This window comes from Caballeronia arvi (assembly GCF_001544695.2).
Lineage (GTDB): Bacteria > Pseudomonadota > Gammaproteobacteria > Burkholderiales > Burkholderiaceae > Caballeronia > Caballeronia arvi.
Genome location: NZ_FCOM02000066.1, coordinates 1 through 25,918, shown reverse-complemented (window position 1 = coordinate 25,918; position 25,918 = coordinate 1). Strand labels below are relative to the sequence as shown.

The window sequence follows — 25,918 nt, the reverse complement described above, 5'->3', positions numbered from 1 at the left end:
CTCGAAAGATCATGTCGTCAACGAAACGAACTCGTGTAGCTGCACGATCATCCCTCCAAGGAGACAGTCACGTGACCAAGAAAGTCCATCTCAAGCTCGCGATCGCCGAGCATCCGCATACATCGGCCATTCGCGACGGCTCGATTCCCATCGAGGGCGTCGACGCGGAGTTCATCACCGTTCAGCCGCAGATCGGCGCGTTCCGCCGCATGGTTCGCGATGTCGAATTCGACGTGTGCGAGCTTGCACCGACCACTTACATCATCGCTCGCGCATATGGCGCGCCGTTCGTCGCGCTGCCGATCTTCGTCGTGCGCCGCTTCCATCACTCCGGCTTGCTGGTGCGCCCGGACGCGGGCATCAAGACGCCCAAGGATCTGGAAGGCAAGAAAGTCGGCGTGCGTGCCTATTCAGTAACGACGGGTGCATGGACGCGTCAGGTTCTGATCGATGAATTCGGCCTCGATCCGTCGAAGGTAACCTGGGTCGTCGATGACGAAGAACACGTCACGCAGCTCGAACTTCCGCCGAACGTGATCCACGCCCCCAAGGGCGTCGCTCGCGGACATGATGGCGAATGGCGAACTCGTCGCGGGCTTTCACGGCAACGCGGGCATCGGCCGCACCGGCGATCCGACCGGCGGCTGGAAGGAGGTCGAAGCGGATTACCCGGATATGTTCCCGAACGCCGAGGAACTGGAAGCGGAGTACTACGCACGGACCGGCGTGTATCCGATGCACGGCACCATCGTCGTGAAGGATTCAGTGCTGGCCGAGCATCCGTGGGTCGCGAAGTCGATCTACGACGCGTTCGACAAGGCCAAGAAGGACTGGCTCGCGAAGCTCAATGCGGGTGAACTGAACGACAAGAAGAACAAGAAGTACATCGAGCTGCAAAAGATCGTCGGTAACGATCCGCTGCCGTACGGCATCGAGGAAAACCGCAAGACCATCGAAGCGCTCGAGCAGACCGCGTTCAAGCAAGGCCTCACGCCGAAGCGCATGTCGATGAACGAGCTGTTCGTCGATCCCCGCGTCTAATCCGTACGGAAGCAAAAGAACATGATCATCGATTGCCACGGTCACTTCACGACCGTCCCCGCTTCTTTCCGCGACTGGCGCGCGAAGCAGATCGCGTCCGCCGACGATCCGGCCAACGCGCCGCCGCTCTCCGGCGCGTACGTCACCGATGACGATATCCGCGAAGGTGTCGGCAACGGTCAACTGCGTCTGCAACAGGAACGCGGCGGCGACCTCACGCTGTTCTCGCCGATCGCCGGCCTCATGAGTCACCACCTCGGCAACGAGCGCACGAGCCTGGAATGGGCCGAAGTGTCGAACGATCTCGTGCGCCGCGTCTGCGATCTTTATCCGGACAACTTCGTGCCGGTTTGTCAGTTGCCGCAATCGCCGCTGGCCCCGCCGAAGAACTCGGTGCCCGAGTTGCGCCGTTGTGTCGAGGAGATGGGTTTCGTCGGCTGCAATCTGAATCCGGACCCGAGCGGCGGTTACTGGACCGGCAAGCCGATGACGGATCGCGAGTGGTATCCCGTCTACGAAGCGCTGTGCGATCTCGACGTGCCCGCGATGATCCACGTCGCGGCATCGTGCAATCCGTGTCATCACGGCACGGGCGCGCACTATCTGAATGCGGATACGTCGGTGTTCATGCAACTGCTGCAAGGCGATCTGTTCAAGGACTTCCCGACGCTGCGTCTCGTGATTCCGCATGGCGGCGGTGCCGTGCCGTATCACTGGGGACGTTATCGCGGCATGTCGCTCGAGATGGCCAAGCGTCCGCTCGAAGGCCTGTTGAACAACATTTTCTTCGATACCTGCGTCTATCACCATCCGGGCGTGGAACTGCTGACCAAGGTCGTGCCGACGAGCAATGTGCTGTTCGGCTCGGAAATGATCGGCGCGGTGCGCGGCCGCGATCCGAATACCGGCGAGTATTTCGACGATACGAAGCGCTACATCGACGCGTGCGAAGCGCTCAGCGATGCGGACCGCCAGGCAATCTTCGAGGGCAACGCGCGACGCGTGTATCCGCGTCTGGACCAGCACCTCAAGGCGAAAGGACTGTGATGAACATCATCGACATTCATCCTCACATCATCTCCGACGACGAGAAGCGCTATCCGCCCGCGCCGTTGTTCGGCAAGCGCTCGGACTGGTCGCAGGAACGCCCGAACACCGTCGAAGCGCTGATCGCGGCGATGGACGAAGCGGGCGTCGCGAAGGCAGCGGTGGTGCATTCGTCGACGACCTACGGCTTCGATAACAGCTACGTGGTGGACGGCTGCAATCGGTATAAAAACCGGCTCATCGCCGTGGGTTCCGTGGACATGCTGGCCGGCGACGTGGCCGCCGTCATCAAAGGATGGGCGGACAAAGGGCTGGCCGGCTTGCGCATCTTCACGGGGGGGTCCACCAAGGATTTCGACCCGAGCGAACTCGATAACCCCAAGTCCTTCAAGGCGTGGGAGATGCTCGCGGAACTGAAGCTGCCGATGTGCATCCAGACCGGACCGGTCGGCCTGCCGCAAGTGCGCATGCTCGCAGAAAAGTTTCCGACGGTGAACATCATCCTCGATCATCTGGCGCGTCCCGATGTGCTCGACGGCCCTCCGTATGCGAACGCGGCCAGCTTGTTCGAGCTGGGCGATCTGCCGAACGTCTACATGAAGCTCACGCCGCGCATCTTCGGCGACGTGAAGAAGGAGAAGGCCAGTGCGGAGACGTTCTTTCCGCGCGTAGTCGAAGCCTTCGGCGCGCAACGTCTCGCGTGGGGTTCGAATTTCCCGACATCGACCGGCACGTTGAGCGAGATTCTCGCGACCGCGGAACAAGGGCTCGCTTGCCTGAGCGAAGAAGATCGCGCATGGATCTTCGGCAAGACCGCGCAGAAGCTCTATCCGGCCTTGAGCAAATAAGGAAGAACATCATGTCAGACACCCGCCTGAACAGCATCATCCGCGCCTTCGAATCGGGCAAGGCCGCGCACGCAGCGTTCGCGAAGCTCGACAAGCAGACCGCCATCGAAATGAGCGATGCGCCTTATGACGGCATCGTCTTCGAGATGGAGCACAACCCGTACGACGTGTCCGCGCTCGGCGATGCGCTCCAGTACATGTTGAGCCGCAAGCAGATCGCCGATTCCGGATCGGTCGCGCCGAAAGTGACGCCGATCGCGCGCATTCCCGCCAATGGCGCGGAGATGAATCAGAGCTTCGCCAAGCAGGTGCTCGATCGCGGCGCTTACGGCGTGATCTGGCCGCACGTCGCGACCGTCGAACAGGCGTACAACGCCGTTGCGTCATGCCGCTATGCGCGTCCGAAGAACGCGCCGCTGTACGAACCGAAAGGCGTGCGCGGCGACGGCCCCGCCAATGCCGCGCGCTACTGGGGCCTGTCGATGCAGGAATACTACGAGAAGGCCGACGTCTGGCCGCTCGCACCGCAAGGCGAGATTCTCGTGGGCCTGATGTGCGAAAGCACGCAGGCAATCGAGAACCTCGACGACATGCTCGCCAATGTGCCGGGCATCGGTTTCATTCTGATCGGCGAGGGCGATCTGAGTCAGGAGCTCGGGCTGCCGCGTCAGTATGAACATCCCGAAGTGGTCGCCGCGATGCGTCAGATCGTCGACACGTGCCGCAAGCACAATGTCGTCGTCGGCAATCCGCATGTGACGGCGAAGAATCATCGGCGGCTGCAGGAAGAGGGGTATCGCTTCCTGATGTCCGCGCCGGCACGCACGTATGGCGTCGTCGGTCTCGCACGCGAACTGGCAGGCTACTGATGAACGGCGCCGAAAGTCTCGTCGCGACGCTGGTCGGGCAGGGCGTCGATATCTGCTTCGCGAATCCGGGCACGTCAGAGATGCATTTTCTCGCCGCGCTCGGCAACAACCCGAAGATGCGCAGCGTGCTGTGTCTGTTCGAAGGCGTCGCCACCGGCGCGGCCGACGGATGGTATCGCATGAAGGACACGCCCGCGTCCACGCTGCTGCATCTGGGACCGGGATTGGCGAACGGTCTCGCGAACATCCATAACGCGAAGCGCGCGTCGTCGGGCATGATCAACGTCGTCGGCGAGCATTCGGTGTCGCATCTCAAGTACGACCCGCCGCTGACGTCGGATATCGAAGGTCTCGCGCGGCCGCTGAGTCATTGGGTGCGCCGTGCGGAATCATCGAACACGATTGCGTGGGATGCGGCTCAGGCCGTCGCGAAGGCGAGCGGGCATCCGGGCCAGATCGCCACGCTGATTCTTCCCGGCGATACGTCATGGCAGCAAGTCGATGCAGCGCCCGCGTCTTTGCCAACTCGTGTGCAGGCACGCAAGGCGCCGAGCGCAGAACGCATCGAGCACGTCGCGCGCGTGCTTCGCTCGGGCGAGCCAGCGCTGATCGTGCTCGCAAACAAGGCGACGCGCGGCGCGGCGCTCGAAAAGGCGGGCCGCGTCGCTGCCGCAACCGGCGCGCTGCTCGGTTCGCAGTTCTTCACGGCGCGCATCGAGCGTGGCGCGGGCCGCGTGCCGCTCGCGCGCATTCCGTATGCAGTCGCGCAGGCCACGGCGTTTCTCAGGGACTTCAGGCACATCATCACCGTCGAGACGCGCGAACCCGTCGCGTTCTTCGCTTATCCGGACAAGCCGAGTCTGCTCAAGGCCGAAGGCACGCTCGTGCATCCGCTGGTCGAGGCCGATGAAAACAGCGAACTCGCGTTCGACATGCTATTGCAGGCGCTCGGCGCATCGCACACGGCGGCCGTTCTTCAACAGCGCATCGAGACGGCGGTTCCGACGGGCGCGCTCAATCCGGCGAGCATCGCGCATGCGCTGGCGGCGGCGTTGCCGGAGCACTGCATCGTCGTCGATGAATCGCTGACGACGGGGCGCGAGTCCATGAGCCTCACGATGGGCGCGCGGCCGCACGATCTCATCAACAACATGGGCGGTTCGATCGGTTATGCAACACCTGTCGCAACTGGCGCTGCGCTCGCGTGCCCGGACCGGCGCGTGTTCTGCATGGTCGGCGACGGCAGCGCGATGTACACCATCCAGTCGCTGTGGACGCAGGCGCGCGAAGGCCTGAACGTCACGACGATCATCTTCGCCAACAACAGTTACGCAATCCTGAAGGCCGAATACGCGAACATGGGCGCGGGCGCGCCAAACGAGCGCGCGTTGTCGATGATCGACATCGACAAGCCGCGCATCGACTGGCTCGCGATGGCGAAGAGCATGGGCGTGCCGTCAGTGGCCGTCGAGACTGCCGAAGGCTTCCACAAGGCGTTGATCGACTCGACGCGTGAAACCGGCCCTTGCCTGATCGAAGTACGGCTTTGACTTCCAACGATACGAGCAACAGGAGCACACACATGACCACGACGCTGCGCGTCAATCTTGCCGAATATGCCGTGACGAAGGCGATGCGCGACGGCCGCGTGAAATCGGACCTCGTGAACCTCGACTTCTGCGGACCGACGCCTGCGCACAACGGCTTCAAGGCGATGGTGCGCGAGAGCGGGTTCGACGCGGGCGAGCTGGCGATCGTCACCTTCCTGCAGGCGAAGGCCTACGGCAAGCCTTATGTCTTGCTGCCCGCGCCGATCTCGGGCCGCTTTCAGCATCACTGCGCGGGATACAACATCGACTTCGGTCATCTCGATCCGAAGGATATCGAAGGCAAGAAGGTCGGCGTGCGCACGTACACGCAGACGACCGCGCTGTGGATTCGCGGCATTCTGCGCCACGAATACGGCGTCGATCTCGACCGCGTCACGTGGATGACGCTCGGCGACGGCCACCTCGCCGAGTACAGCGATCCGTCGAATTGCCAGCGTCTGCCGGCGGGTTCATCGATTCCGCAAATGATGCTCGACGGCGAACTCGCGGCGGCATTGCTCGGCGAGGACATGCCGAAGGACGAACGCGTGCGCACGCTCGTGCCCGACGCGCAGGCTGCCGCGAAAGACTGGTTCGCGCGAAGCGGTGTCGTGCCGATCAACCACATGTTCGTGGTGCACGAGCAGGTGTCGAAGGAGCGGCCGGATATCGTGCGCGAGTTGTATCGCATGGTCGTCGAGAGCCGCGAGGCTGCTGAGAGCGTTCCGGCCGTGTTTCCTCCGATCGGGCTGGAAGCGAACCGCAAAGGCCTGCAACTGGCCGTCGATTGGGCGCTCGATCAGAAGATCATTCCGCGCCGCTTGTCCGTCGACGAGCTGTTCGACGATGTGACCGGCAGCCTGGGTTAAAGCGGAGACTGAACATCGTGGCGATCACCGGACATGAACGCGGCAACCGCTGGGTCATTCTCGTGCTGCTCGCGCTCGGGTTGATGATCTCGCACGTCGATCGCACGAGCATGTCCGCTGCGTTCGCGGATCATCACTTCGTGCAGGAATTCGCGTTGACGCATGTCCAGCGCGGCTGGCTCGGCTCTGCGATGTTCTGGTCCTACGGCCTGCTTCAAATGCCGATGGGCTGGCTGGTCGATCGCTACGGCGTGAAGTGGCCTTATGCGATCTGCTTTCTGCTCTGGTGTCTCGCGTCTGCGGCGACGGGCATCGTGACCTCGCTTTCCGCGCTGATCGTCGTACGTCTCATGATCGGCGTCGCGGAATCGGTCGTGGTGCCGGCAACGTATCGCTATCTCGCCGATCATTTCGATGAAACGCAAAAAGGCACGGCGCTCGGCATCTATTCCATCGGGGGAAAGATGGGACCGGCGCTCGGCGCACCGATCGCAGCCTGGCTCATCTCGGTGAGCTCGTGGAAGGCGATGTTCATCGTCACGGGTCTCGCCGGATTGCTCTGGCTGGTGCCGTGGCTGCTGACGCTCACGAACGACTTTCCCTCCCGTGCGCAGCTTGCCGTAGCGAAAAAGCGCGCGGCCTCGGTGCCGCTGGCGAACCTGCTGTCGAGTCCGGTGGTGTGGGGCGGCCTGATCACCAATTTCTGCTACAGCTATTTCGCGTTCTATTGCATGACGTGGATGCCGGCGTATCTGGTCGAACAGCGCGGCCTCTCGCTCACGCAGTCGGGCCTCTACACGTTCTTCAGCTTCGCGGGCATCGCGGTCGTGGCGGCGCTTGCCGGTTGGGCCGCCGACCGCCTGATCGCGCGTGGATATGACGCCGTGATCGTTCGCAAGTCGTTCATCGTAGCCGGCTTCGTCGGTGGCACCACGGTGCTGCTCGGCGCGTATGCCCGTTCGCCGCACATGGCACTGCTGTGGAATGTCGTTTCGCTTTCCTTGCTGGGGCTCGTCACCGCGAACAATCTCGCCCTCGTCAAACTCACGCTGATTCCGAAACAGGCGGTTGGGCTCAACACGGGCCTGCAGCAAGTGGCGACGAGTCTCGCGGGCGGTGTGTCGGCCAGCCTGTCGGGATGGCTGCTTCATGTCGGACACAGCTACACGTGGCCGATGCTCGCGATCTTCGCGTTCCTGCTGCTCGGGGCGACCAGTACCATCGTGCTGCTACGACGGAAGTGGGCGCCGAGGGTCAATGCAGGTCCGGACGAGGACTCGAGCAGCGACGTCACGGCGACGCAAGTGCAGCCCGAATGCGTTCTGTGCGAGACGTCGCCCACGGTAGCACGTACCCGGGCAGGGGAGTCGCGATGATCAACGCTCTCGCGCGCGCCGTGCCATGACAGCTTCTCGCGACACCCCATCGCCGTCTATGCCAACCTGTTCGGACGACGTGACCTCCCTGTTGCGTCACGCATCGCTCATGCGTTTTCTGGTCGCGCGCATCGCCTCGATCAGCGCTCAGCAAATGCTGATGCTGGCGATCAGCTGGCATATGTACGACCTGACATCGAGTGCCTGGGATCTCGGCCTCGTCGGGCTTTTTCAGTTCGTCCCGGGTCTTGCCACGACGCTCATCGCCGGTCATTGCGCCGACCGGCTGCATCGTGGGCGGATGGTTGCGGGCTGCCTTGCGTTGCAGGCGGTCGCAGCGACGCTGCTCATCGTGTCCACGGCCACTCACAGCGTGACTCGCGATACGCTGCTTGGGCTGTCGCTCATGCTCGGTGCAATCAGACCGTTCCAGATGGCAGGCCAGCAAGCGCTCTTGCCCATGCTCGTTCCGCCCCGGCTCCTTGCACGATCGATGGCGCTCAGCACGGTGGTTCAGCAAATTTCCGTGATCGCGGGGCCGGCGCTGGGCGGCGTGCTCTTCGCTGTCAGCGTCGGCACGGTGTATCTGACAAGCGCGGTGCTCTGTTGCATCAGCGCCGTGATGTATGCGTTCGTTCGCTACGACTACACGCCACCGCCGCGCGAGCCGGTGACGGCGGACACGATACTCGCGGGCCTGCGTTTCATCTGGAGCAGTCCGTTGCTACTGGGCGCCATATCGCTCGACCTCTTCGCGGTGCTGTTCGGAGGCGCAACGGCGCTCCTGCCCGTCTATGCGAAGCAGATTCTGCATGTCGGGCCACAAGGCCTTGGTTTGCTGCGCTCCGCGCCTGCGATGGGTGCGTTGTGCGTCGGGCTCTATCTTTCCAGACGCGCCATCGTCAGCGGGGTCGGCAAAAAGCTGTTGATCGCGGTGGCCATCTACGGCGTTTCCATCGTCGCGTTCGGCCTCTCCCGATGGTTTCCCGTGTCGCTGCTCTTGCTCGCGGTTTCCGGAGGCGCCGACACGATCAGCGTCATCGTTCGGCAAACGCTGATTCAACTCGAAACGCCTGATCGCATGCGGGGCCGCGTGGCAGCGGTGAATACGCTTTTCATCGGTGCGAGCAATCAGCTTGGAGAGTTCGAGTCCGGAGTGAGTGCCACGGCCCTGGGTGTCGTGGGCTCGGTCGTCGTCGGCGGCTTCGCGACCGTGCTGATCAGCGCCGCGTGGAGTCGCCTGTTCAAGCCGCTGGCCAGGCGCGACGCGCTGCATTAGCGGTGCACGACGCTGCCTTCGCGTTAAGCCTTCAACGTGATTTTGCTGAGAGTCTGGAATGAACGAGCACAACACATCGCTTCGGTTTCTCGTGCATGACTGGCTGGGAAAGGCCGGGAATATTCGAATCAGCAGAGCCGCCCGTTCGCGGACCATGCCGTGGCGCGCGGTTCGGATCGAGGTCGATCTTTCTTCGTCGGTCTTCGCCATCATTTTCTTTCGCCACGGCGATGGCTCGTGGTGCGTCTATCCGCCCACTTGCGCTTCGCCGGCGATGAATTCGGTACTGTCGTAACGCGGCCGTCGCCTTGCGCAAGCCGGGCGGCTGCTGCGACACATAGCAAAATCGAGCTGAAAGCTAGTATCAACCCCTAGTTGCAAACCCTGCTAGACTGCCTGGAGTGAACTACGCGCAGAACCCTGTCGTAGTGTCGCCAAGCAATGCTGGGAGGTGTTGCATGAAACCGCTCGTCAAGGCAGTCGCAGGATTGACGCTCGCTTTGCCCATTCTTTCTTTCGCGCAAGGAAACGAGCAGCCTCTCACTCGCGCACAGGTCCGTGCCGATCTCGTCCGCGCCGAAAATGCCGGCTACAGCCCGACCGCCTGGGCGGATTTTCCTTACGGCGAAGTCCAGGCTGCAGAGTATCGGGTAGCGGCGCGTCGTGCGGCAAACGGCCGTATCGGCGACGGCGCCATGCCGAACGGCGTCTCCCGGTCCGGCGATATCGCCAGATAGCGTTCATCTGACGCGACGCTGCGCGAGCGCGAGAGGTTCAGGCCGCGCGATTTGCCTGTATCGGCGAATCGGTGAAAGCCGGCCTGCTCGCTTATCAGACCTCGATCGCGTTGAATTCAGAACTTGTGCGTCATGCCCAGCACGACGCCTCGCGCATATGCGCCGGGCGACGTGGGAATGCCGGTGTATTGCGTTCCGTTGAGCGTGTAGTTCGCGTGATCGTGATTGTCGATCAGACCCGCCGCGACATAGAGGTTCGTCGCCTTCGAAAGAAAGTACTCGTACGTGAGGCCGATCTGCTGCGCATTTTTCCCTTGCCCGGAGCGATCGTGCGCATATCCGTACATGACGGAAAGGAGATTGAACGGATTCAGCAGGTACGAAGTGGACGCCTCGTAAATATCGAGTTTCTCACTGTTGTCCGTTTGTCGTTCCGACTGATACGCCAGATACAGACGCAGGTCGCCCACGCGATATCCGGCCGCCGCGCGCCACACCTTTTGAACCGATGTGCCCGTCGTATTGCCTTGCGACTCATAACCGGCGGACAGGCGAAACGGCCCGTTCACGTACCGGGCGACCACGTTATAGAAGTGCAGCCCGTCGCTGGGTTTCATCGTCTGGTCGCGCAATGAGATCATCGCTTGCACCGTGAAGCCGTCAATCGAAGGCGCCAGGTAGGTGATGGCGTTACTCGCGCGCACGGTCACACTCTGAAAATTATTGATGGGCGAAGCGATACTTTTCACCGCTGTCGGATCCATCTCGCCGTTCAGGAACAGATATTCGGGCTTTTTCTGACGCCCGATGCGCAGCTCGCCGAACGGTCCTTTCATGCTTACCCATGCGAGCCGGTTCCATGCGGCGGTCGGATCCGTCGCCGCGCCCGTCACGCCAGAAAAACCCTGTTCGAGCTGGAAATTGACGTGATATCCGCCGCCGATATCCTCGCGGCCTCTCAGCCCATAAACGCTCGCAAAGAGTCCGCTCGATACCGCGCGCACCGCCGACCCCTGACCGCCGTTCTGATACTCGATGCCGTTATCCACGATGCCATAAAGCGTCACGGACGATTGCGCGTGGGCGTGATCGAAAGCGCCTGAAAATAGAATGGCCAACGGCAAAAGAACCCGCTTCTTCATTGTGTCTCCGGTTTGTTTTCTGATCATCGAATACGCGGCAAGAATGCGGACGTTTGCACGGGACGCGATTGGCCAACACGCCTGGACGGCGCGTGCGCGATTTTGTTTCAGTGGAGCGATTGCGATGCATGCGCCCGTCGGGAAGCCAGGCTGCTCACACGGAGCGCCTCAGGCGATGACTGCCGAAGGGCGCTTGCGGTTGAAGCGTGTCTCCATGCGTTTTCTAGTCGTCGGCGACACGAAACGTTATCGGCCGTCGCGTTGGGAAGTGAAAGCAGAATAGGGGATCGCATCGGATGCGTCCCTGTACAAAAGCAAGATTCGCCGGGATTTTTCAGACCGGTCGTGACGCGCGTCAGGACATCAGGGCGATTTCACGCGTGCATACGAAAAAAGTGCCATCGAAACTCAGTTTTGTGTAGGGACTTGGGCGACGCCTTTTCATATTCTTTGCTTCCATCGAGACGATGCATCCGCCGCCGCCGAAGCCTTCGAAAGCGATGCGAGACGTATCAGGACAAGGGGATGAAGTTGATCAGGAAAATTCGGCTCAAGATCGTGATCACCGAGCATCGTGTTCCGGAGGCCGACCCGCGGCCCGTTTAGCCGAGCGCGAATCAGGCGTCACAGGTATCCGCGCACAAAGACTCAATCGAACATAAGAGACAAAGCATATGGAGACAAGCAAACCCGCCATGACGCAGCGCTGGGCGGTGCTCGCGCTGCTCGCGCTCGGCGTGCTGATTTCTTTCGTCGATCGTACGAGCATCTCGTCCACGCTCGCCGACGCGGACTTCATCCGCCACTTCGCGCTGTCCGATATCGATCGCGGCTGGATCAACGCGGCGTTCTTCTGGTCGTACGGCGTGTTTCAGGTGCCGATGGGCTGGGTCGCCGACCGCTACGGCGTGAAATGGCCCTATGCGATCAGCTTCGCGCTGTGGTGCGTCGCCACGGCCCTGATGGGCGCGGTCACCGCGCTCGCGAGTCTCGTCGTGATGCGGCTCATCATCGGCATGGCGGAAGCGATCGTGATTCCCGCGAGCTACCGGTGGATCCGCAACAACTTCGACGAACGCCAGAACGGTCTCGCCGTCGGCATTCTCGCGATGGGCAACAAGTTCGGCCCCGCGCTGGGTGCGCCGGTCGGTGCGTGGTTCATCGTGCATTACTCGTGGCAGACGATGTTCGTCGCCACCGGCCTCGCCGGCCTCCTCTGGCTCGTGCCCTGGCTCTCGATAGTCCGCAGTGACTTTCCGTCGAAGGCGCAGATCGCGATGTCGGATCGCAGCGCGCGCTCGGTGAGTCTCGGCAGCATCATGACCAGTCCGGTGGTGTGGGGCGGCATGATCACCAACTTCTGCTACGGCTATTTCACGTTTTACTGCATGACGTGGATGCCCGCGTACCTGGTCGAACAGCGCAACCTGTCGATATCGCGCTCGGGGCTCTTCACGTTCTTCAGTTTCGCGGGCATCGCCATGGTCGCAGCCTTGGCGGGATGGGCGGCGGATCGCATCATCGCGAGCGGGCGAGATCCGATCCTCGTGCGCAAGGCCTTCACCGTGACGGGCTTCGCGGGCGGCTGCACGGTGCTGCTCGGCGCGTATGCGAACTCCCTCGACATGGCGCTGTTCTGGAACGTGCTGTCGCTTTCGCTGCTCGGCCTCGTCACGGCGAACAATCTCGTGCTGTCGCGCCTCACGCTGATTCCCAGGCAGGCGATCGGTCTCGTGACCGGCGTGCAGCAGGTTGCGACGAGTCTCGCGGGCGGGGTCGCGGCGAGTCTGTCCGGCTGGCTCCTGCACGTGAGCGGAAGCTACGACCTGCCGATGATGGTCATCCTCGGCTTTCTGGTGGTGGGAGCGCTGGCGACCATCGTTCTTTATCGCCCCGAATGGGCGCCCCAGGTCACGGAACAGCAAGGCGCACTACGACGCGCCTGAACACGCGGCGTCACTGGACCTATCACATTCAAAGAGAAACACGAAACATGGCGAAGATCGTATTCGGGATGGCGGTGCCGCACAGCGGCATGCTGGGTCAGGCTCCGGAGGACTGGCTCATCAACGGCGAGCGCGACCGCAACAACAAGGAACTGTGGTTTCGCAACCGGACGTGGACCTACCCCGAACTGGAAGCGCATCGCGAGGCGGCGTTCGAGAAGTTTCTGACGATCGAAGAGCGCACTGCGCGCGCCGCGCGCTGCCGCGCCGCGCTGGACAAGATGGCTGCCGCCTATCGCGAAGCGGACATCGACGTGGCGATCATTCTCGGCAAGGATCAGAAGGAGATCTTCACCGACTTCTCGCCATCCATCGCCATCTATAGCGGCGCGCAAGTGCACAACGGGCCGCCCCAGCGTTCGGTGTATGCGCCGGACCATCATGTGGTGCACGACTGCCATCCGGTGCTGGCGACCTATCTCATCGAATATTTTCAGCGCGAGCACTTCGATCTGACCGATCTTTTCGCGTGGCCCGACAACGTGTGGATGAAGCCGCTGCCGGAGTATCCCGTGGTGCCGCACGCATACAGCTTCGTCTATCACCAGATCATGGGCGATGCGCCGCCGCCGCATGTGCCGGTCATCATGAACTGCTTCTATCCGCCGACGCAGCCGTCGATGTCGCGATGCATCGAGTTCGGCCGCGTGTTGCGCGACGCCATCGCCGCGTGGCCGGAAGACGTGCGCGTGGGCATCTTCGCATCTGGCGGGCTGTCGCACTTCGTGAACGACGAGGAATTCGATCATCGCATCATGACGATGCTGGCCAATTACGACTACGACGGCCTGGCTGCGGTGGACGACCGCTCGTATCAATCCGGCACCTCGGAAATCAAGCTCTATGTGAGCGTGATGAAAGCGCTGCAGGAAACCCGCGCGCACATGACCCTGGTGGACTACGTGCCGTGCTGGCGCACGCCCGCCGGCACCGGCGAAGGCATGGGCTTCATGTACTGGAAAGCCGAATAGGCGACCGCCACGAAACGGCGGCACCAAACCGCATCCACGCACCAGGAAATCGAACCATGGCAACGACGCGATCCGCGGCGCCGACCCTGCGCGTCAATCTGGCCGAATACGGCGTGACCCAAGCGCTCAGAGACAAACGCGTGATGTCGGACATCATCGATCTCGACTATTGCGGTCCAACGCGCGCGCATGACGGATTCAAGGCGATGGTGCGCGAGAATGCGTTCGATGCGGGCGAACTCGCGATCGTCACGTTTCTTCAGGCGAAGGCCTACGGCAAGCCTTACGTGCTGTTGCCCACGCCGATCTCGGGGCGCTTCCAGCATCACTGCGCGGGCTACAACATCGATTTCGGACCGCTCGATCCGAAAGACATCGAAGGGATGAAGGTCGGCGTGCGCACTTACACGCAGACCACCGCCCTGTGGATACGCGGCATTCTGCGGCACGAGTACCGCGTCGATCTGGACAAGGTCACGTGGATGACGCTCGGCGAAGGTCATCTCGCCGAGTATCGCGACCCGGAGAACTGTCGGCGTTTGCCTGCCGGCTCGAACATTGCGCAAATGATGCTGGCAGGCCAGCTGAGTGCCGCGCTGCTCGACGAGGACATGCCGATGGACCCGCGCGTGCATACGCTCGTGCCGGATGCGCACGCAGCCGCGAAGGACTGGTTCTCGCGCGAAGGCGTGGTGCCGATCAATCACATGTTCGTCGTGCATCAGGACCTGCCGAAGCGGCGGCCGGATATCGTGCGCGAGTTGTATCGCATGATCGTCGAGAGCCGCGCGCTCGCTGAAAACGTTCCCGCCGAGTTTCCGCCCATCGGTCTCGAGGCGAATCGCAAGGGCATTCAGCTCGCGATCGACTGGGCGCTCGATCAGAAGATCATTCCGCACCGGCTCTCGGTGGACGAGTTGTTCGACGATATAACGGCCACATTGGGCTAGAACGATCACATAAAGCAGTGAGCCGCTCGCTCATCTGCGTAAAACGACTGGAGGCATGCTGTGTATTCGAGTATTTGTTCAGGGAGGCTCGTCGCGGGCTTCGTCATCGGCGCATGTGTCGCGGGTCAGGGAGTCGCGAGCGAGGCATCCAGCGGTGTAAGCGGCACGATGCTGCTCAACCGCGTCGGGCCGGTCACCTCCGAGCTCTATATCGCCGATGCGGATGGCAGCAACGAGCACAAGCTCCTGCCGACGACCGGCTTCGATTACCACGCGTCGTTCTCGAAAGACGGCCAATGGATCGTCTTCACGTCCGAGCGCGACGGGCTGGGCGAATCCAACCTGTATCGCGTGAAGATCGACGGCACGGCACTCCAGCGGCTCACGGATCACGTCGCCGTGGACGACGCCGCCGAATTTTCTCCCGCCGATCCTGACGTGATCGCGTTCGTTTCGTCGCGCAAGGGTGACGCAGGCTTCGGCACGACCAACGTGTGGACGCTGAACATCGCGACCGGTGCGCTGAAGAATGTCACCGGCGCCATTCCGTTCGACGCGTCGAAGCCGCATAGCTACTTCCGGCCGTCGTGGTCGCCGGACGGCAAGTGGCTCGCATTGTCGTCGGATATCGGCTCGGAATGGCGCGGGCATAACCTGCCGGTCGGTTGGGAGCGCACGCAGGAAAGCAGCATCTACGTCATCCGGCCCGATGGCTCCGGATGGAAGAAGATCGCGAGTCATCCGGGCTTCGACGACGGCTCGCCCGCGTGGTCCCCGGACGGCACGCATGTCGTGTTCTATGAAACGCCGGTGGAATCGACGTGGGGCGCGCACCGGCCGGAAGGCATCAACTCGGTCAGCTCGCAGATCGTATCGGTCGCGCTGTCCGATCTTTCGAAGACCACGCTGACGTCGACGCCCGGCTTCAAAGTGTTCCCGCATTATCTCGATGCCGCCAATGTCGCGTATCACGTCAAAGGCGGCGACACCGAGGGTCTCTATACGACGGCCGGCACGTTCCGCTCGACGGTCAACACGGGCATTCGCTCGCCGCACTATTCGGCGGACGGCAAGAAGATGGTCTACGAGAAAGTGACGTTTCGCCCCGCGCACCCGAACGGCACGCCGCTCTTCAGCTTCGATCCCGCATGGACGTACCGATACATCGACGTGTTCCCGCAGCTTTCTCCGGATCGTAGCCAGCTCGTGTACACAGAAAAGGCGACCGGATCGTCGATCGCGGTCATCAATACCGGCTTTTCCGGCTACCGGCGCATCTACGATTCGTCAGGGAGCGGCCTCGATGCGGACATGATCAAAAAGGGGCTGGCGGGCGCGTTTCAGCCGACCTGGTCGCCGGACCGTCAGTGGGTCGCGTTCGGCATCGGTGACTGGTTCTTCACGCGAGGGGCAGGGCCTGGGCGCATTGCGCGCATCAAGACCGATGGCAGCATGAACGGGCATCCGGAGATTCTCACCGATGGCTCGATGAACGCGGGCTTCCCGAGTTACTCGCCCGATGGCAAGAAGATCGTCTATCGCGTGTCGAACAAGACGCTTCAGGGCTTGCGCATTCTGGATCTGGATACGCGCACGACCACCGTGCTGACCAGTGAGCAGGACAATTTGCCGGGATGGTCGCCGGACGGCACGAAGATCGTCTTCACGCGCAAGCAGGTGAATCCGGACGATCCGAACAAGTTCAACTACGACGTGTTCACGATCCGGCCTGACGGCACCGGTCTCGAACGCCTCACGTCGGACGGCTCGAACCAGGGTCATGCGGTATGGACATATGACGGGCGCATCGCCTACAGCTCGGGAAGCTACGGCTTTCGCGACGAGCTTGCACTCTACGACAACAGCTTTCAGCCGGACGGCCAGAACTGGGTGATGAACGCCGATGGCGGCGACCAGCACGCCGTCACCGACACGCTCTGGGAAGAGGCCATGCCGCTCTACGTGCCGAATCGCTGAAGCGCCGGCTTGCTTCGACCAATGAAGGCGTCGTGCTCAGGCACGACGCCTTTTTTCTTGAGCATCACCTCAAGAAAATTCATGCGCGCTGCTAACAAAAATGCCAGCGAATCTCACTTTTGTGTAAAGGCTCGAGCGTCCGATTTCAATACCATGACTTGGTGCCTCGATTAAAAAATCAAGCAGAAGGGCGCAGCCAGACCCGTAGCAAAAACAAGCACACGCCGGATTCACTTCGATGCCCCTGCGTCACGCGAATCGAACGGGGTGGATTAAAAAAATGGACGGAGACATGAAGAAGATATCGACCACCTTGAGGAGGCCGCTGATCGGTGCGGCACTGCTGTGTTGCCTGAGCGAATACGCCCGTGCAGAAGTCTATACGGCGCCGAACGGCTCCGAACCGCCTCAGGCGAAACAGACTCAGGTGAACCCCAACGCGCCGCTGTCCGCGCCCAGCCTCAAGTCGGGCGAAGAGCTGGGCGAGCCGCCGGTCACGTGGAACGACACATACATCGGCTATCGATACGGCAGCGACTTCCACTATCCGGGCATTGCGGACAAGGTGACGCAGAACATCGGTTATCTCACGACGACGGGCGGTTTTCGCTTCGGCAGCTATGCGTTCAACGTCGATTACCTCGTGTCGAATTCCGCCAACCCGGAGGCGGGCGGCCCGTCGTCGGGCGGCGCACAGGAAATCTATAGCGTGGGGCGCGTCGAGCTGAGTACCGGAAAGATACTCGGCCGGTCCGTGGGCTTCGGCTTCATTCGTGACTATGGCCTGACATTGGGATACGAGTTCGGCAGTAAGAACGACGCGTATGCCGAGCGCGCGCGCATGCTGGTGCTCGGGCCGACCATCGAATTCACCGTGCCGCACGGCTTCTGGAACATCACGGCAGGGCTGCGAACGGAAAGCAATCACAACGGCATCACCGGCAGGGACGTGCATTTCAATACGGCGTGGCACATCGAGAGTTCGTGGCTGTTTCCCTTCAGAGCGGGCCCCGTGCCGTTCATTCTGCGGGGCTTCGCGAGCGTGACAGGGCCGAAAGGCAAGGACGGCTTCGGCGTCGATACGCAGACAGAGTTCCTCACGCGCGTCTCGCTGCTTGCGGATCTCGGTTCGTTCGCGGGGCATCCGCGAACGGTCTATGCAGGCGCGGGGTACGAATACTGGCATCACATGTACGGCACGCCGTCGAGTGCGGCGCCCGGCACCATCACGTCCGCGCCGATGGTCATGGCCGAAATTCACTTCTGAGCGACTCATGAACGCCGAGGTAATCGACCTCGCGCGGGCGGTCTGCGACGCATCGAGCGTTCGATCCGAACACGTCGAAGACGCGGCCTCGATTACCTAGGCGCGCAAGCCGGCGTGCGGCTTCGCGCTGCCTGAAAAAGAAACCGGAGACAAAGTGAAGAAGCTGCTATTCGCGCTAGGGGGTGTCGCGTGCGCCTGCGTGCTCGATCTCGCGCATGCTCAATCGGCGGTCACGCTTTACGGGATCGTCGATGACGGCATCGAATATCGAAACACGACGGGCGGTTCGGTCGCACGCGCCGTATCGGGAGGCATGTTCGCGAGCCGTTATGGCTTCAAGGGCAGCGAGGATATCGGCGGCGGATTGTCGATCAATTTCCAGCTCGAACAGGGGTTTTCGGGTATGACAGGCGCCGCCGCGAATGCCGCCGCAGCCTTCAACCGGCAAGCGTGGGTCGGCGTCTCCGGCGCATTCGGCGAGGCGCGCTTCGGTCTGCAGAACACACCGCAGTACATCTTCATGAACCCCGAGCTGGATCCGGTGTCGGTGATGAGCATCGGCTCGCCGATGAACAGCTTCAACAGCCTCACGATTCGCGAGAACAATGCGATCTCCTACTTCACGCCGACGCTCTATGGCCTGAGCGCGCAATTCATGGTCGCCCTGCGCGATGCCACGACCCAACCCGCCAACGGCATCCAGTTCTACAACGCGGCCTTGCGCTATGTGAACGGGCCGTTTCGACTCGCCGCCGGCTACGAACAGGCCGCCAATGCAACGGGCACGTCGATCCTCAAGGTCTTCAACGCGGGTGGATCGGTCGGGGTCGGAGCGGCTCGCTTTTATATCGCCTATCACACGGAGCGACAGACGGACGACAGCGTCAAGCGCGACGTGTACGAAGTGTCCGGCGCTTACTCCTTCACGCCGGCCGACCAGCTCTCGCTCATGTACGGCTACGCGCACGACCGGCTCGGGCAGGGGAACAACGCGCAGCAGATCGGCGTGACGTATTCGTACTCGCTGTCGAAGCGAACCACGCTGTACGGTTCGGCGGGTTTCATTCAGAACCGCAATCAGGCGAAATTCACGCTCAACGGCACGGGTTACACGGGGCTTGCGGTGGCGCCGGGAACCGATTCGCGCGGAGTGATCGTCGGCATGGTGCATCGCTTTTGATCGGCGTCTCGGGGTAAGTAGCAGACGCATCGCGTGGAAATATGTGGAAAAATTTCTGTCGTTTCCGCGCCCCTTCACCGGAGTTATGATCTCCTGTTCGATGTGTCCCGCTTCGCCTCGGGACTTCGCGGAGGCCGCGTCATGAGCTGCCGCACATGCTTTGAAAGAAGACGGCGGCCATACGGGCCATACGGGCCAACCGTCAGGGAGACGCAATGACTCAAGGTGCCTCGGCAAAACATCCGGCCCGGACGGGCGCCAAATCTCAGCTAACCACGGTTCCGAAGGTTCGCCTCTATGTCGAACAGCCCGAGGAAAAGCAGTGGTTCGTGCATGTTGGCCACGTCACCGAACGCGGGCGCTGGCGTACCGAGCCGCACGCGCATCCCGAATACGGTCAGCTCATTTTCGTGCGCAGCGGGCGTGGCGTGATGAATCTCGAGGGCAGCAGCGTGCCCTTCGAAGGACCGTGCGCGCTGCTGCTGCCGACCGAATGTGTCCACGGACTGGATTACGAGTACGACGCCGACCGCTGGGTCGTGACGATCGAGGTGTCGTATCTCGCGCAGGTCAATGCCAGGCTGCACGAATTCATCGCGCTGTGGGCGTCGCCGCGCGTGATCGCGCTGAGCGATTCGGACGCGACCGGCATCGACGTGTACAACATCATCCGAAGTCTCGCGCTGGAAGTTGAATCCGATGCGATCGGCCACGTCACGGGAACCGAAGCACTGCTCACCCTGTTGCTGCTCAAGCTGCTGCGCGAAACGAGCCTCGACGAGACCGGGAACGAAACCGGCTCGCGGCACGATGTCCGCGTGGTCGAGCGCTTTCGCAAGCTGATCGACGAGCATTTCCGCGAGAATCTGCCCTTGCAGGACTATGCGTCGATGATGGCGATCTCGCTCGTGCAGTTGCGGGCGGCGTGCACATCGGCGGCTGAGCAGAGCCCGACCAAGATGATTCACGCGCGCATCATCACCGAGGCCAAGCGCAACCTCATCTTCGGCGACATGTCGGTGGAACAGATCGCCTTCGGACTCGGCTTCGCGGATGCCGCATATTTCACGCGTTTTTTCCGTCGCGAAGTAGGGCAGGCGCCGAGCCAGTTTCGCGCGGCGGCGCGGCAGCAGCAGCCACAGAAGAAGGCATCCTCGCAATAGCGGGGCGTTGTCGCATGCCGGTGAAAAAAGTCCCGGCGAATCGGCTTTTTTTGCAAGGACTCGCGGTGATGGATCGAATACGCTTGTCATAACCCCATTCGCCATTCGCCATTCGCCCATGATGCAGTTCTTCCGAAGCACCTTGCCGGTTCTCGTGCTGCTGCTCGCGGCTGCCATGTATGCCGGCGCCGCGATGCCGGCGCAGGACGCGTCGCACGAATGGGTCTATGTGGGCACGCAGGCTAATCGTATCGAAGCACTGCGCCTCGATACATCGAATGGCGAGCTTGTGTCCGTTGCATCGATCAGCGGCGATATCCGGCCTACATGGCTCATGGCGCATCCGCGCTTGCCCGTGCTCTACGCGGTCGATGACGAGAGCAACAAGGCAGGCAGCGTGACCGCCTTCGGCGTGAACCGCGAGACGGGCGAGCTGAGCAGACTCGGCGCGGTCGCAACGCATGGCGTCGGCACGACTCATCTGAGCTTCGATGCGCCCTCGGAAACGATTCTCGCCGCCAACTACAACAGCGGTTCCGTGTCGAGCGTCAGGGTTCGTGACGGGAAGCTGGACGCACTGTCATCGACGGTCAGCGAACGCGGGTCCGGTCCGGGCAAGCGTCAGACAAGTGCGCATGCGCATGACGCGGTCGTCGATCCTTCCGGACGCTATGTGCTGGTGCCCGACCTCGGCGCGGATCGCGTGTTCGTTTATCGCTTCGATCGCGCAACGCGCACGCTGTCGAAGGACGATTCGAATCCGTCGCGTGACTTCGTCGCGCCATTCGGGAGCGGGCCACGTCATATCGTGTTCGGTGTCGACGGACGCTTCGCCTACCTTGTCACCGAATTGTCCGCCGATGTGATGGTGTTCCGATGGGACGCATCGCAAGGGCGCCTGACGGTCAGACAGTCATTGTCGTTGTCCGCCGCTGGCATGGCGGGTGCCAAAAGCGGCGCCGAAATCGCGACGAGCGCCGACGGGCGTTTCGTCTATGTGGCCGATCGCGGCAAGAACGCGATTGTCGTCTATCGTGTCGATGCCGCGAGCGGCATGTTGTCGGAAATTCAACGAGCGCCCTCGGATGGCGTGAAGCCGTGGAGCTTTTGCATCGATCCGTCTGGCAGGTGGCTCGTGGTTGCAAACCAGGAAAGCGGTACGGTGAGTGTCCTGGCAATCAGTCCCGCATCCGGGTTGCTGAAGAACACCGGCCATGCGGCGAATGTCCCGAGCGCGACGAGCATTGCCTTTGTCCGGTGAGGCTTTGTGCCGTGACAGACCGACGGTCCCACCACACCGATCGCTGATCCCGTCATCCAAAATCTGCACGGGAATCAAGAACGTCCCGTGTGTTGATCGTAGCATCGGGCGGGAATGTCGATGCCGCGTTGTTCGCGTCGGCGATCAGCTAAGTTTGAGCTTTTGCGTAAGCGCCCGCTTTCGAAGCGGACGCATACGCTTATGAACGGCGCGCCGCCGCTTCCAGAAACGCAATCAGCAACGGATGCGGCGCGCCATCGCGCGACGACAGTTCGGGATGCCCCTGCATACCCACAAAGAACGGATGCTTATCGGCCTCGATGGCATCGGCGATCGAGCCGCTCTCGTCGTGCGCGCTGACGGTCACGCCGAGCGTCGCGAGCGGCGCTTCGAGCGCCGGATTGAGCCTGTAGCGATGATTGCAGAGAATGTTCGCCTGCGCGCCGAGCATGGCCGCGATACGCGATCCCGGCACCAGGCTTATCGGCCGCAAGCCTGAGCGATGCAACAACACGCCATCCTCGCCAACATGAATCGGCTCGAAGCTGGCGACGCGCGCATCGGGCTGCGCTTCCTTCATGCCGATCTCATCGCTCTTCAACGCGAGCCGCGCGATGGCCGTCGCCATTGACTGCATGCCGAGAGACAAACCCACGACCGGAATCGACGCCAGCCAGCCGAAACGCGCGGCCTCGATCTGTCCCGCCACGTGCGCCATGTCCGCGCTGCCCGGCAAAAGAATGCCGTGTGCATCGGCGAGCAGAGTTTCTGCGTTGTCGCGATCGATGTCCTGCGCCGCGATGAAGCGCACGTCGAGATCGAGGCCGAGCGCATCGGCGGCGTCACCGAGGGCGGCGAGCGTCGCGGGGTATTGCTGATGCTGGTCGCACTCACGACCTATCAGCGCAATCGTCATGGACGGCCCGCCCGCGCGCGATGCGGCTTCTTCCGTGGAGCGCCATCTTCCATAGCGATCCCGATGCGCTTGCAAAACCACGCCCGAACCATCTTCGACGAGCTGTGCGCTATCGGCTTGATGAACGACGCGCAACATCTCCACGTCTTCGGCGCATTGCGTAGGAAACGCTTTGAACGATCGTACGAGAAGCACGATATCGCGCGTGTGCGCCAGCGCAAAAATCTCATGGCATGGTTCGGCAGTGTCGGGCAGGCCCGTGCGCGTGCGCCAGATCAGACCGCTCGCGACTAACCGGCCATCCGCTGTGACGTGCTGATGCGCATCGGGAAACCGCTGTTCGTCGAAATGCACGCCTGCGCAGCGGAGTTCGGCATTCAAAGTCCGGGCGAACAGCGCGGGAAGGGCGCCGAATTGCGCCGGCTCGGGGGTAGCGTCTTCGATGAGATAGAGCATGGAAGGCCATCCGATAAAAAGAAAAACCCGCGCACGGCACACGAGTCGCGGGCATGGCGTCTGGTGCTTAGGCGCTTCAGACCGCGGCGACAGCAGGTGTCAACGCCGCACACGCGGTCTCGATGCGCCGGCACGCGTCGCGCAGCGTGGGCATCGCATCGCAACAGCATACGCGATCCGCACATGGTTCTCCACGCCGAACGCGCTGCCGCGCACCACGCCGACATGCGCCGCCTCCAGCAGATAGTTGGCGAAGTCGAGATCGTTAGCGATGACATCGCCCGAAGGCGTAGCAGCACCTATCGCGCCCGAGCAGTCCACGAAGGCGTGGAACGCGCCATCGAGTGCATCGCAACGCAGGCCGGGGCAGCGTGCCACGGTATCGACCACGAGATCGCGGCAGGTGCGCAACTCATCGATCCATTCGATCAGGAAATCCGTGCCGCCTTCCAGCGCCGCGAGCGTCGGCGCTTGCAAGATCGTGCTCGAATTCGACGTGCTCTGCGATTGCAGCGTCTGCATCGCGCGGATTAGCCACGCCGGACCGCCCGCATAGCCGATCCGCCAGCCCGTCATCGAATACACCTTCGATACGCCGTTGACCGTCAGCGTGCACTCGCGCAGACGCGGTTCGACCTGCAAAGGGCGTATAGAACGGCCCGCCGTAGCGCGTGTGTTCGTAGATGTCGTCGGCCATCACGAGCACATGTTCGTGTTCGAGCGGGACATCGGCGAGCGCGCGCAGGTCTTCGGTCCGATGGCAGCGCGCAGATCGTCAGAGCAGGCTCGGTCACCAACGAAGTAACTGTGCTACTCGTTGATGAAAGCAAAAGACAACGCAGTCCATCTATGAATTTACATAGCGAAACTGACCGATCCTTAAAGCCGATGATATCTCGCGCACTTTATTTTGAACCTGACTTCGATATCACATCGGGGGCGGCCAAGCCGGCGGGGAAGTTACCTGATGATCGACTGCAGCCTTCGAAAAAGAAGCACATGGCGATTCACTCGACATTTTGTGCCTCTACCAAAACCCGGAGCGACTCAAATTGGTGAAGCCATTGAATCGTTTGATGCATGCTGCGCCCTTGCGACATGCAAGGGCCAAGATGAGATAGGCTGCGGACCGGAAGGGTATCCAGACGACAACGATATGCCTGAATCGAATCTATAAGCCTGCTCAGGCAAAAACGAAGTACTTGCGCACCGTCTCCACCACCTCCCAGGTCCCTTTCATTCCGGGTTCAATCACGAACACATCGCCGGCCTTTAGGTGCACCGACTCCTCGCCTTCCGGCGTGATGATGCAGTAGCCGTCGAGAAAGTGGCAGAACTCCCATTTCTCGTAGTTCACCTCGAACTTGCCCGGTGTGCAGATCCAGGTACCCATGATCTTGCTGCCGTCCTTTGAGAGGTAAGCGTTGAGGTTCACGGTGTGCGGATCGCCGCCGATGCGCTTCCACTTGGTGGCATCAAGGACCGGAATGGGGCAGGTTTCGCGCAAAACGGTTATGAAGTCGGACATGTCAGTTCCAAACGATGGGATAAGAGGTCCATCACCTTAGTTCAATAGCGTTACTGAGGCTAGTATGCTTCCGACACGGGACTCGTCTATTTTCGACACCGTCTCGCCGTTATCGTGAAGCACTCTAGATGGCGCTGTCGGTCGCCGACGATGTCGGGCTTGCGCGTGGACGAAGTGCCCGCGCTCAGCCTCAGACGTACATGGCCTTGACATGTACAGTAAGCGAGCGTTTTGAAATAAGCCGACCTGCGTTGCATCGTCTGATTACTGATGAGGACTTTTCGTTCGCGGCCTAGCCGGACCGTGTTACGGCCAGATTGAAATGTCCGACCGTTAGCTAAGTTGAAATGTCCCGGTTACGAGGGCTTCGATTGCGTTTCTTACGGGGTTGAAGCAACGTCGTGTCGAAGGATTGCATGTGATCGGGCAGGGCGCCTGCGTTGATGTCACTGGCCTGTACCGACCGATCACTTGGGTTCTCGGCGGTCGATTTCATGTTCTTGTGCGACGACATTTGCACGATGACTTGTTCAACATCGGCTTGCGTGAGCTCGCGCTGCTTCTTCGTGCCAGGCACACGCTCATGCGTTTTGACCCCGGCGCCCCGATGCGCGCGAGAAGGCGCTTTGCCGATGCGCCGGTTGTCGCGCTCGGCCTGAATCGCCTGCGAGATTTCAAGCACGTGCGCAAGGCGCTTATGTTCGACGATGGCGCCCTGGTCGACTTCAGCCAGCCGGTCATACGCACGCGACGCGATCAGCTTGCCATTGGCGCGGATCTCCTTGCGCCCATCCGGGTATTCCCACACTTCGATGTATCGACCAATCAGCTTGCGATTCTCGAGCGTATCGCGTTGGGGCACCCACAGTCCCGCGTCAATCATCAACTGGCGCACCGTTTCCTTCGCCAGCCCGATACCGTGGCACTCCACGAGTTTCTCGCACGCCAGCGTCGGGCCGAAATCGGCGTAGCGTTCGTGGATCAGGGCCAACGCGCGGCAGATCGTGTCCTCGGGCAACTGGTGATTGCTGGGCTTGCCGCGACGCTTCGAGACCAGGCCCGCCGCGCCCTCGGCGCGATAGCGACTGGCTAGGCGCTCGACTTGCCGCCGGCTCATGCCCAAGCGCTCGGCAGCACGCCAGGTCATCAGCCGCCCATCGACCACGGCTTCGATGACCTTCACACGATCGACTTCACGCATGCTCATGGTGATCGTCTCGATCTCGCTCATGGCTGGCCTCCGCAAACGGGCGAAAACCAGTTCAGCTTGCCCTCAAAATACCCAAGGTGCGACATCTGTACTTTGCTCAAGTACGACACTACAACTTTGCTGCGACATACAATGTCCCCGCTAAGTTCAAATGTCGTGCCGCCGGCTAAATAGAGATGTCGGGTTTTGAACGGATGTTTTGCTAGCTTTCTTTAGTTTTTGGGGTTGGGGCGGCG

The 25,918-nt window shown here is 61.6% G+C and carries 22 protein-coding genes and 1 pseudogene; 18 read left to right on the top strand and 5 right to left on the bottom strand.

Features of this window, described 5'->3' with window-relative positions; all coding sequences use genetic code 11:
• Window positions 1-71 precede the first annotated feature (71 nt).
• The 10 genes and pseudogenes from AWB74_RS48465 (at window position 72) to AWB74_RS37505 (ending at window position 9,655) form a co-directional block, all read left to right on the top strand.
• Window positions 72-1,041, top strand: a pseudogene (locus AWB74_RS48465) (ABC transporter substrate-binding protein).
• Window positions 1,042-1,062: 21 nt separating this feature from the next.
• The gene (locus AWB74_RS37540; protein ID WP_061151660.1) at window positions 1,063-2,088 is read left to right on the top strand and encodes an amidohydrolase family protein; all 1,026 of its coding nucleotides are present in this window, start codon (window positions 1,063-1,065) and stop codon (window positions 2,086-2,088) included.
• Entirely contained in the window at window positions 2,088-2,936 is an 849-nt protein-coding gene (locus AWB74_RS37535) for an amidohydrolase family protein (RefSeq protein WP_061151668.1), read from the top strand. The genes AWB74_RS37540 and AWB74_RS37535 overlap by 1 nt, the downstream gene beginning before the upstream one ends.
• A gap of 11 nt (window positions 2,937-2,947) precedes the next feature.
• Window positions 2,948-3,805, top strand: coding sequence for an HpcH/HpaI aldolase family protein (locus AWB74_RS37530; protein ID WP_061151659.1), 858 nt, complete (start codon window positions 2,948-2,950; stop codon window positions 3,803-3,805).
• A complete protein-coding gene (locus AWB74_RS37525; RefSeq protein WP_061151658.1) occupies window positions 3,805-5,355 on the top strand; it encodes an acetolactate synthase large subunit in 1,551 nt (516 codons plus the stop codon). The genes AWB74_RS37530 and AWB74_RS37525 overlap by 1 nt, the downstream gene beginning before the upstream one ends.
• A gap of 32 nt (window positions 5,356-5,387) precedes the next feature.
• On the top strand, window positions 5,388-6,263 hold the full coding sequence (locus AWB74_RS37520; protein ID WP_061151657.1) for a type 2 periplasmic-binding domain-containing protein: 876 nt from the start codon (window positions 5,388-5,390) through the stop codon (window positions 6,261-6,263).
• A gap of 17 nt (window positions 6,264-6,280) precedes the next feature.
• On the top strand, window positions 6,281-7,639 hold the full coding sequence (locus AWB74_RS37515) for an MFS transporter (RefSeq protein WP_235024820.1): 1,359 nt from the start codon (window positions 6,281-6,283) through the stop codon (window positions 7,637-7,639).
• A gap of 109 nt (window positions 7,640-7,748) precedes the next feature.
• The gene (locus AWB74_RS37510; RefSeq protein ID WP_061151656.1) at window positions 7,749-8,918 is read left to right on the top strand and encodes an MFS transporter; all 1,170 of its coding nucleotides are present in this window, start codon (window positions 7,749-7,751) and stop codon (window positions 8,916-8,918) included.
• A gap of 58 nt (window positions 8,919-8,976) precedes the next feature.
• Window positions 8,977-9,213 carry a hypothetical protein gene (locus AWB74_RS45945; protein WP_061151655.1) on the top strand — a complete coding sequence of 79 codons (237 nt, stop codon included), beginning with the start codon at window positions 8,977-8,979 and terminating at the stop codon, window positions 9,211-9,213.
• A 163-nt stretch (window positions 9,214-9,376) separates the two neighbouring features.
• Window positions 9,377-9,655, top strand: coding sequence for a DUF4148 domain-containing protein (locus AWB74_RS37505; RefSeq protein ID WP_061151654.1), 279 nt, complete (start codon window positions 9,377-9,379; stop codon window positions 9,653-9,655).
• 116 nt (window positions 9,656-9,771) lie between these two features.
• Here AWB74_RS37505 and AWB74_RS37500 read toward each other — a convergent pair whose 3' ends face one another.
• Window positions 9,772-10,797, bottom strand: coding sequence for a porin (locus AWB74_RS37500; RefSeq protein ID WP_061151653.1), 1,026 nt, complete (start codon window positions 10,795-10,797; stop codon window positions 9,772-9,774).
• Between the two features lie 674 nt (window positions 10,798-11,471).
• On the opposite strand from AWB74_RS37500, the gene AWB74_RS37495 reads away from it, so the two are divergent.
• The 8 genes from AWB74_RS37495 to AWB74_RS37460 all read left to right on the top strand — a co-directional run bounded on the left by AWB74_RS37495 (window position 11,472) and on the right by AWB74_RS37460 (window position 21,572).
• Window positions 11,472-12,743 carry an MFS transporter gene (locus AWB74_RS37495; protein ID WP_061151652.1) on the top strand — a complete coding sequence of 424 codons (1,272 nt, stop codon included), beginning with the start codon at window positions 11,472-11,474 and terminating at the stop codon, window positions 12,741-12,743.
• Window positions 12,744-12,790: 47 nt separating this feature from the next.
• Complete coding sequence (locus AWB74_RS37490; protein WP_061151651.1) at window positions 12,791-13,774, top strand: DODA-type extradiol aromatic ring-opening family dioxygenase; 984 nt, start codon at window positions 12,791-12,793, stop codon at window positions 13,772-13,774.
• Window positions 13,775-13,830: 56 nt separating this feature from the next.
• A complete protein-coding gene (locus AWB74_RS37485; protein WP_061151650.1) occupies window positions 13,831-14,724 on the top strand; it encodes a type 2 periplasmic-binding domain-containing protein in 894 nt (297 codons plus the stop codon).
• A 60-nt stretch (window positions 14,725-14,784) separates the two neighbouring features.
• Window positions 14,785-16,701, top strand: coding sequence for a hypothetical protein (locus tag AWB74_RS37480; RefSeq protein ID WP_235024819.1), 1,917 nt, complete (start codon window positions 14,785-14,787; stop codon window positions 16,699-16,701).
• A gap of 292 nt (window positions 16,702-16,993) precedes the next feature.
• Window positions 16,994-17,968 (top strand): hypothetical protein, encoded by a 975-nt coding sequence (locus AWB74_RS37475; RefSeq protein WP_143749400.1) that lies wholly within the window; start codon window positions 16,994-16,996, stop codon window positions 17,966-17,968.
• A gap of 154 nt (window positions 17,969-18,122) precedes the next feature.
• Window positions 18,123-19,148 (top strand): porin, encoded by a 1,026-nt coding sequence (locus AWB74_RS37470; RefSeq protein ID WP_061151648.1) that lies wholly within the window; start codon window positions 18,123-18,125, stop codon window positions 19,146-19,148.
• Window positions 19,149-19,363: 215 nt separating this feature from the next.
• Window positions 19,364-20,311 (top strand): helix-turn-helix domain-containing protein, encoded by a 948-nt coding sequence (locus AWB74_RS37465; RefSeq protein ID WP_061151647.1) that lies wholly within the window; start codon window positions 19,364-19,366, stop codon window positions 20,309-20,311.
• Between the two features lie 118 nt (window positions 20,312-20,429).
• Window positions 20,430-21,572, top strand: coding sequence for a lactonase family protein (locus AWB74_RS37460; RefSeq protein ID WP_235024818.1), 1,143 nt, complete (start codon window positions 20,430-20,432; stop codon window positions 21,570-21,572).
• Window positions 21,573-21,771: 199 nt separating this feature from the next.
• Here the strand turns inward: AWB74_RS37460 and AWB74_RS37455 are convergent, their stop codons facing one another.
• From AWB74_RS37455 to AWB74_RS37440, 4 genes are all read right to left on the bottom strand, one after another.
• On the bottom strand, window positions 21,772-22,944 hold the full coding sequence (locus tag AWB74_RS37455; RefSeq protein WP_061151646.1) for a glutamine amidotransferase-related protein: 1,173 nt from the start codon (window positions 22,942-22,944) through the stop codon (window positions 21,772-21,774).
• A 99-nt stretch (window positions 22,945-23,043) separates the two neighbouring features.
• A complete protein-coding gene (locus tag AWB74_RS37450; RefSeq protein WP_061151645.1) occupies window positions 23,044-23,586 on the bottom strand; it encodes an aminotransferase class I/II-fold pyridoxal phosphate-dependent enzyme in 543 nt (180 codons plus the stop codon).
• Window positions 23,587-24,127: 541 nt separating this feature from the next.
• Window positions 24,128-24,472 (bottom strand): cupin domain-containing protein, encoded by a 345-nt coding sequence (locus AWB74_RS37445; RefSeq protein ID WP_061151644.1) that lies wholly within the window; start codon window positions 24,470-24,472, stop codon window positions 24,128-24,130.
• 337 nt (window positions 24,473-24,809) lie between these two features.
• On the bottom strand, window positions 24,810-25,703 hold the full coding sequence (locus AWB74_RS37440) for a helix-turn-helix domain-containing protein (RefSeq protein ID WP_061151643.1): 894 nt from the start codon (window positions 25,701-25,703) through the stop codon (window positions 24,810-24,812).
• Window positions 25,704-25,918 lie beyond the last annotated feature (215 nt).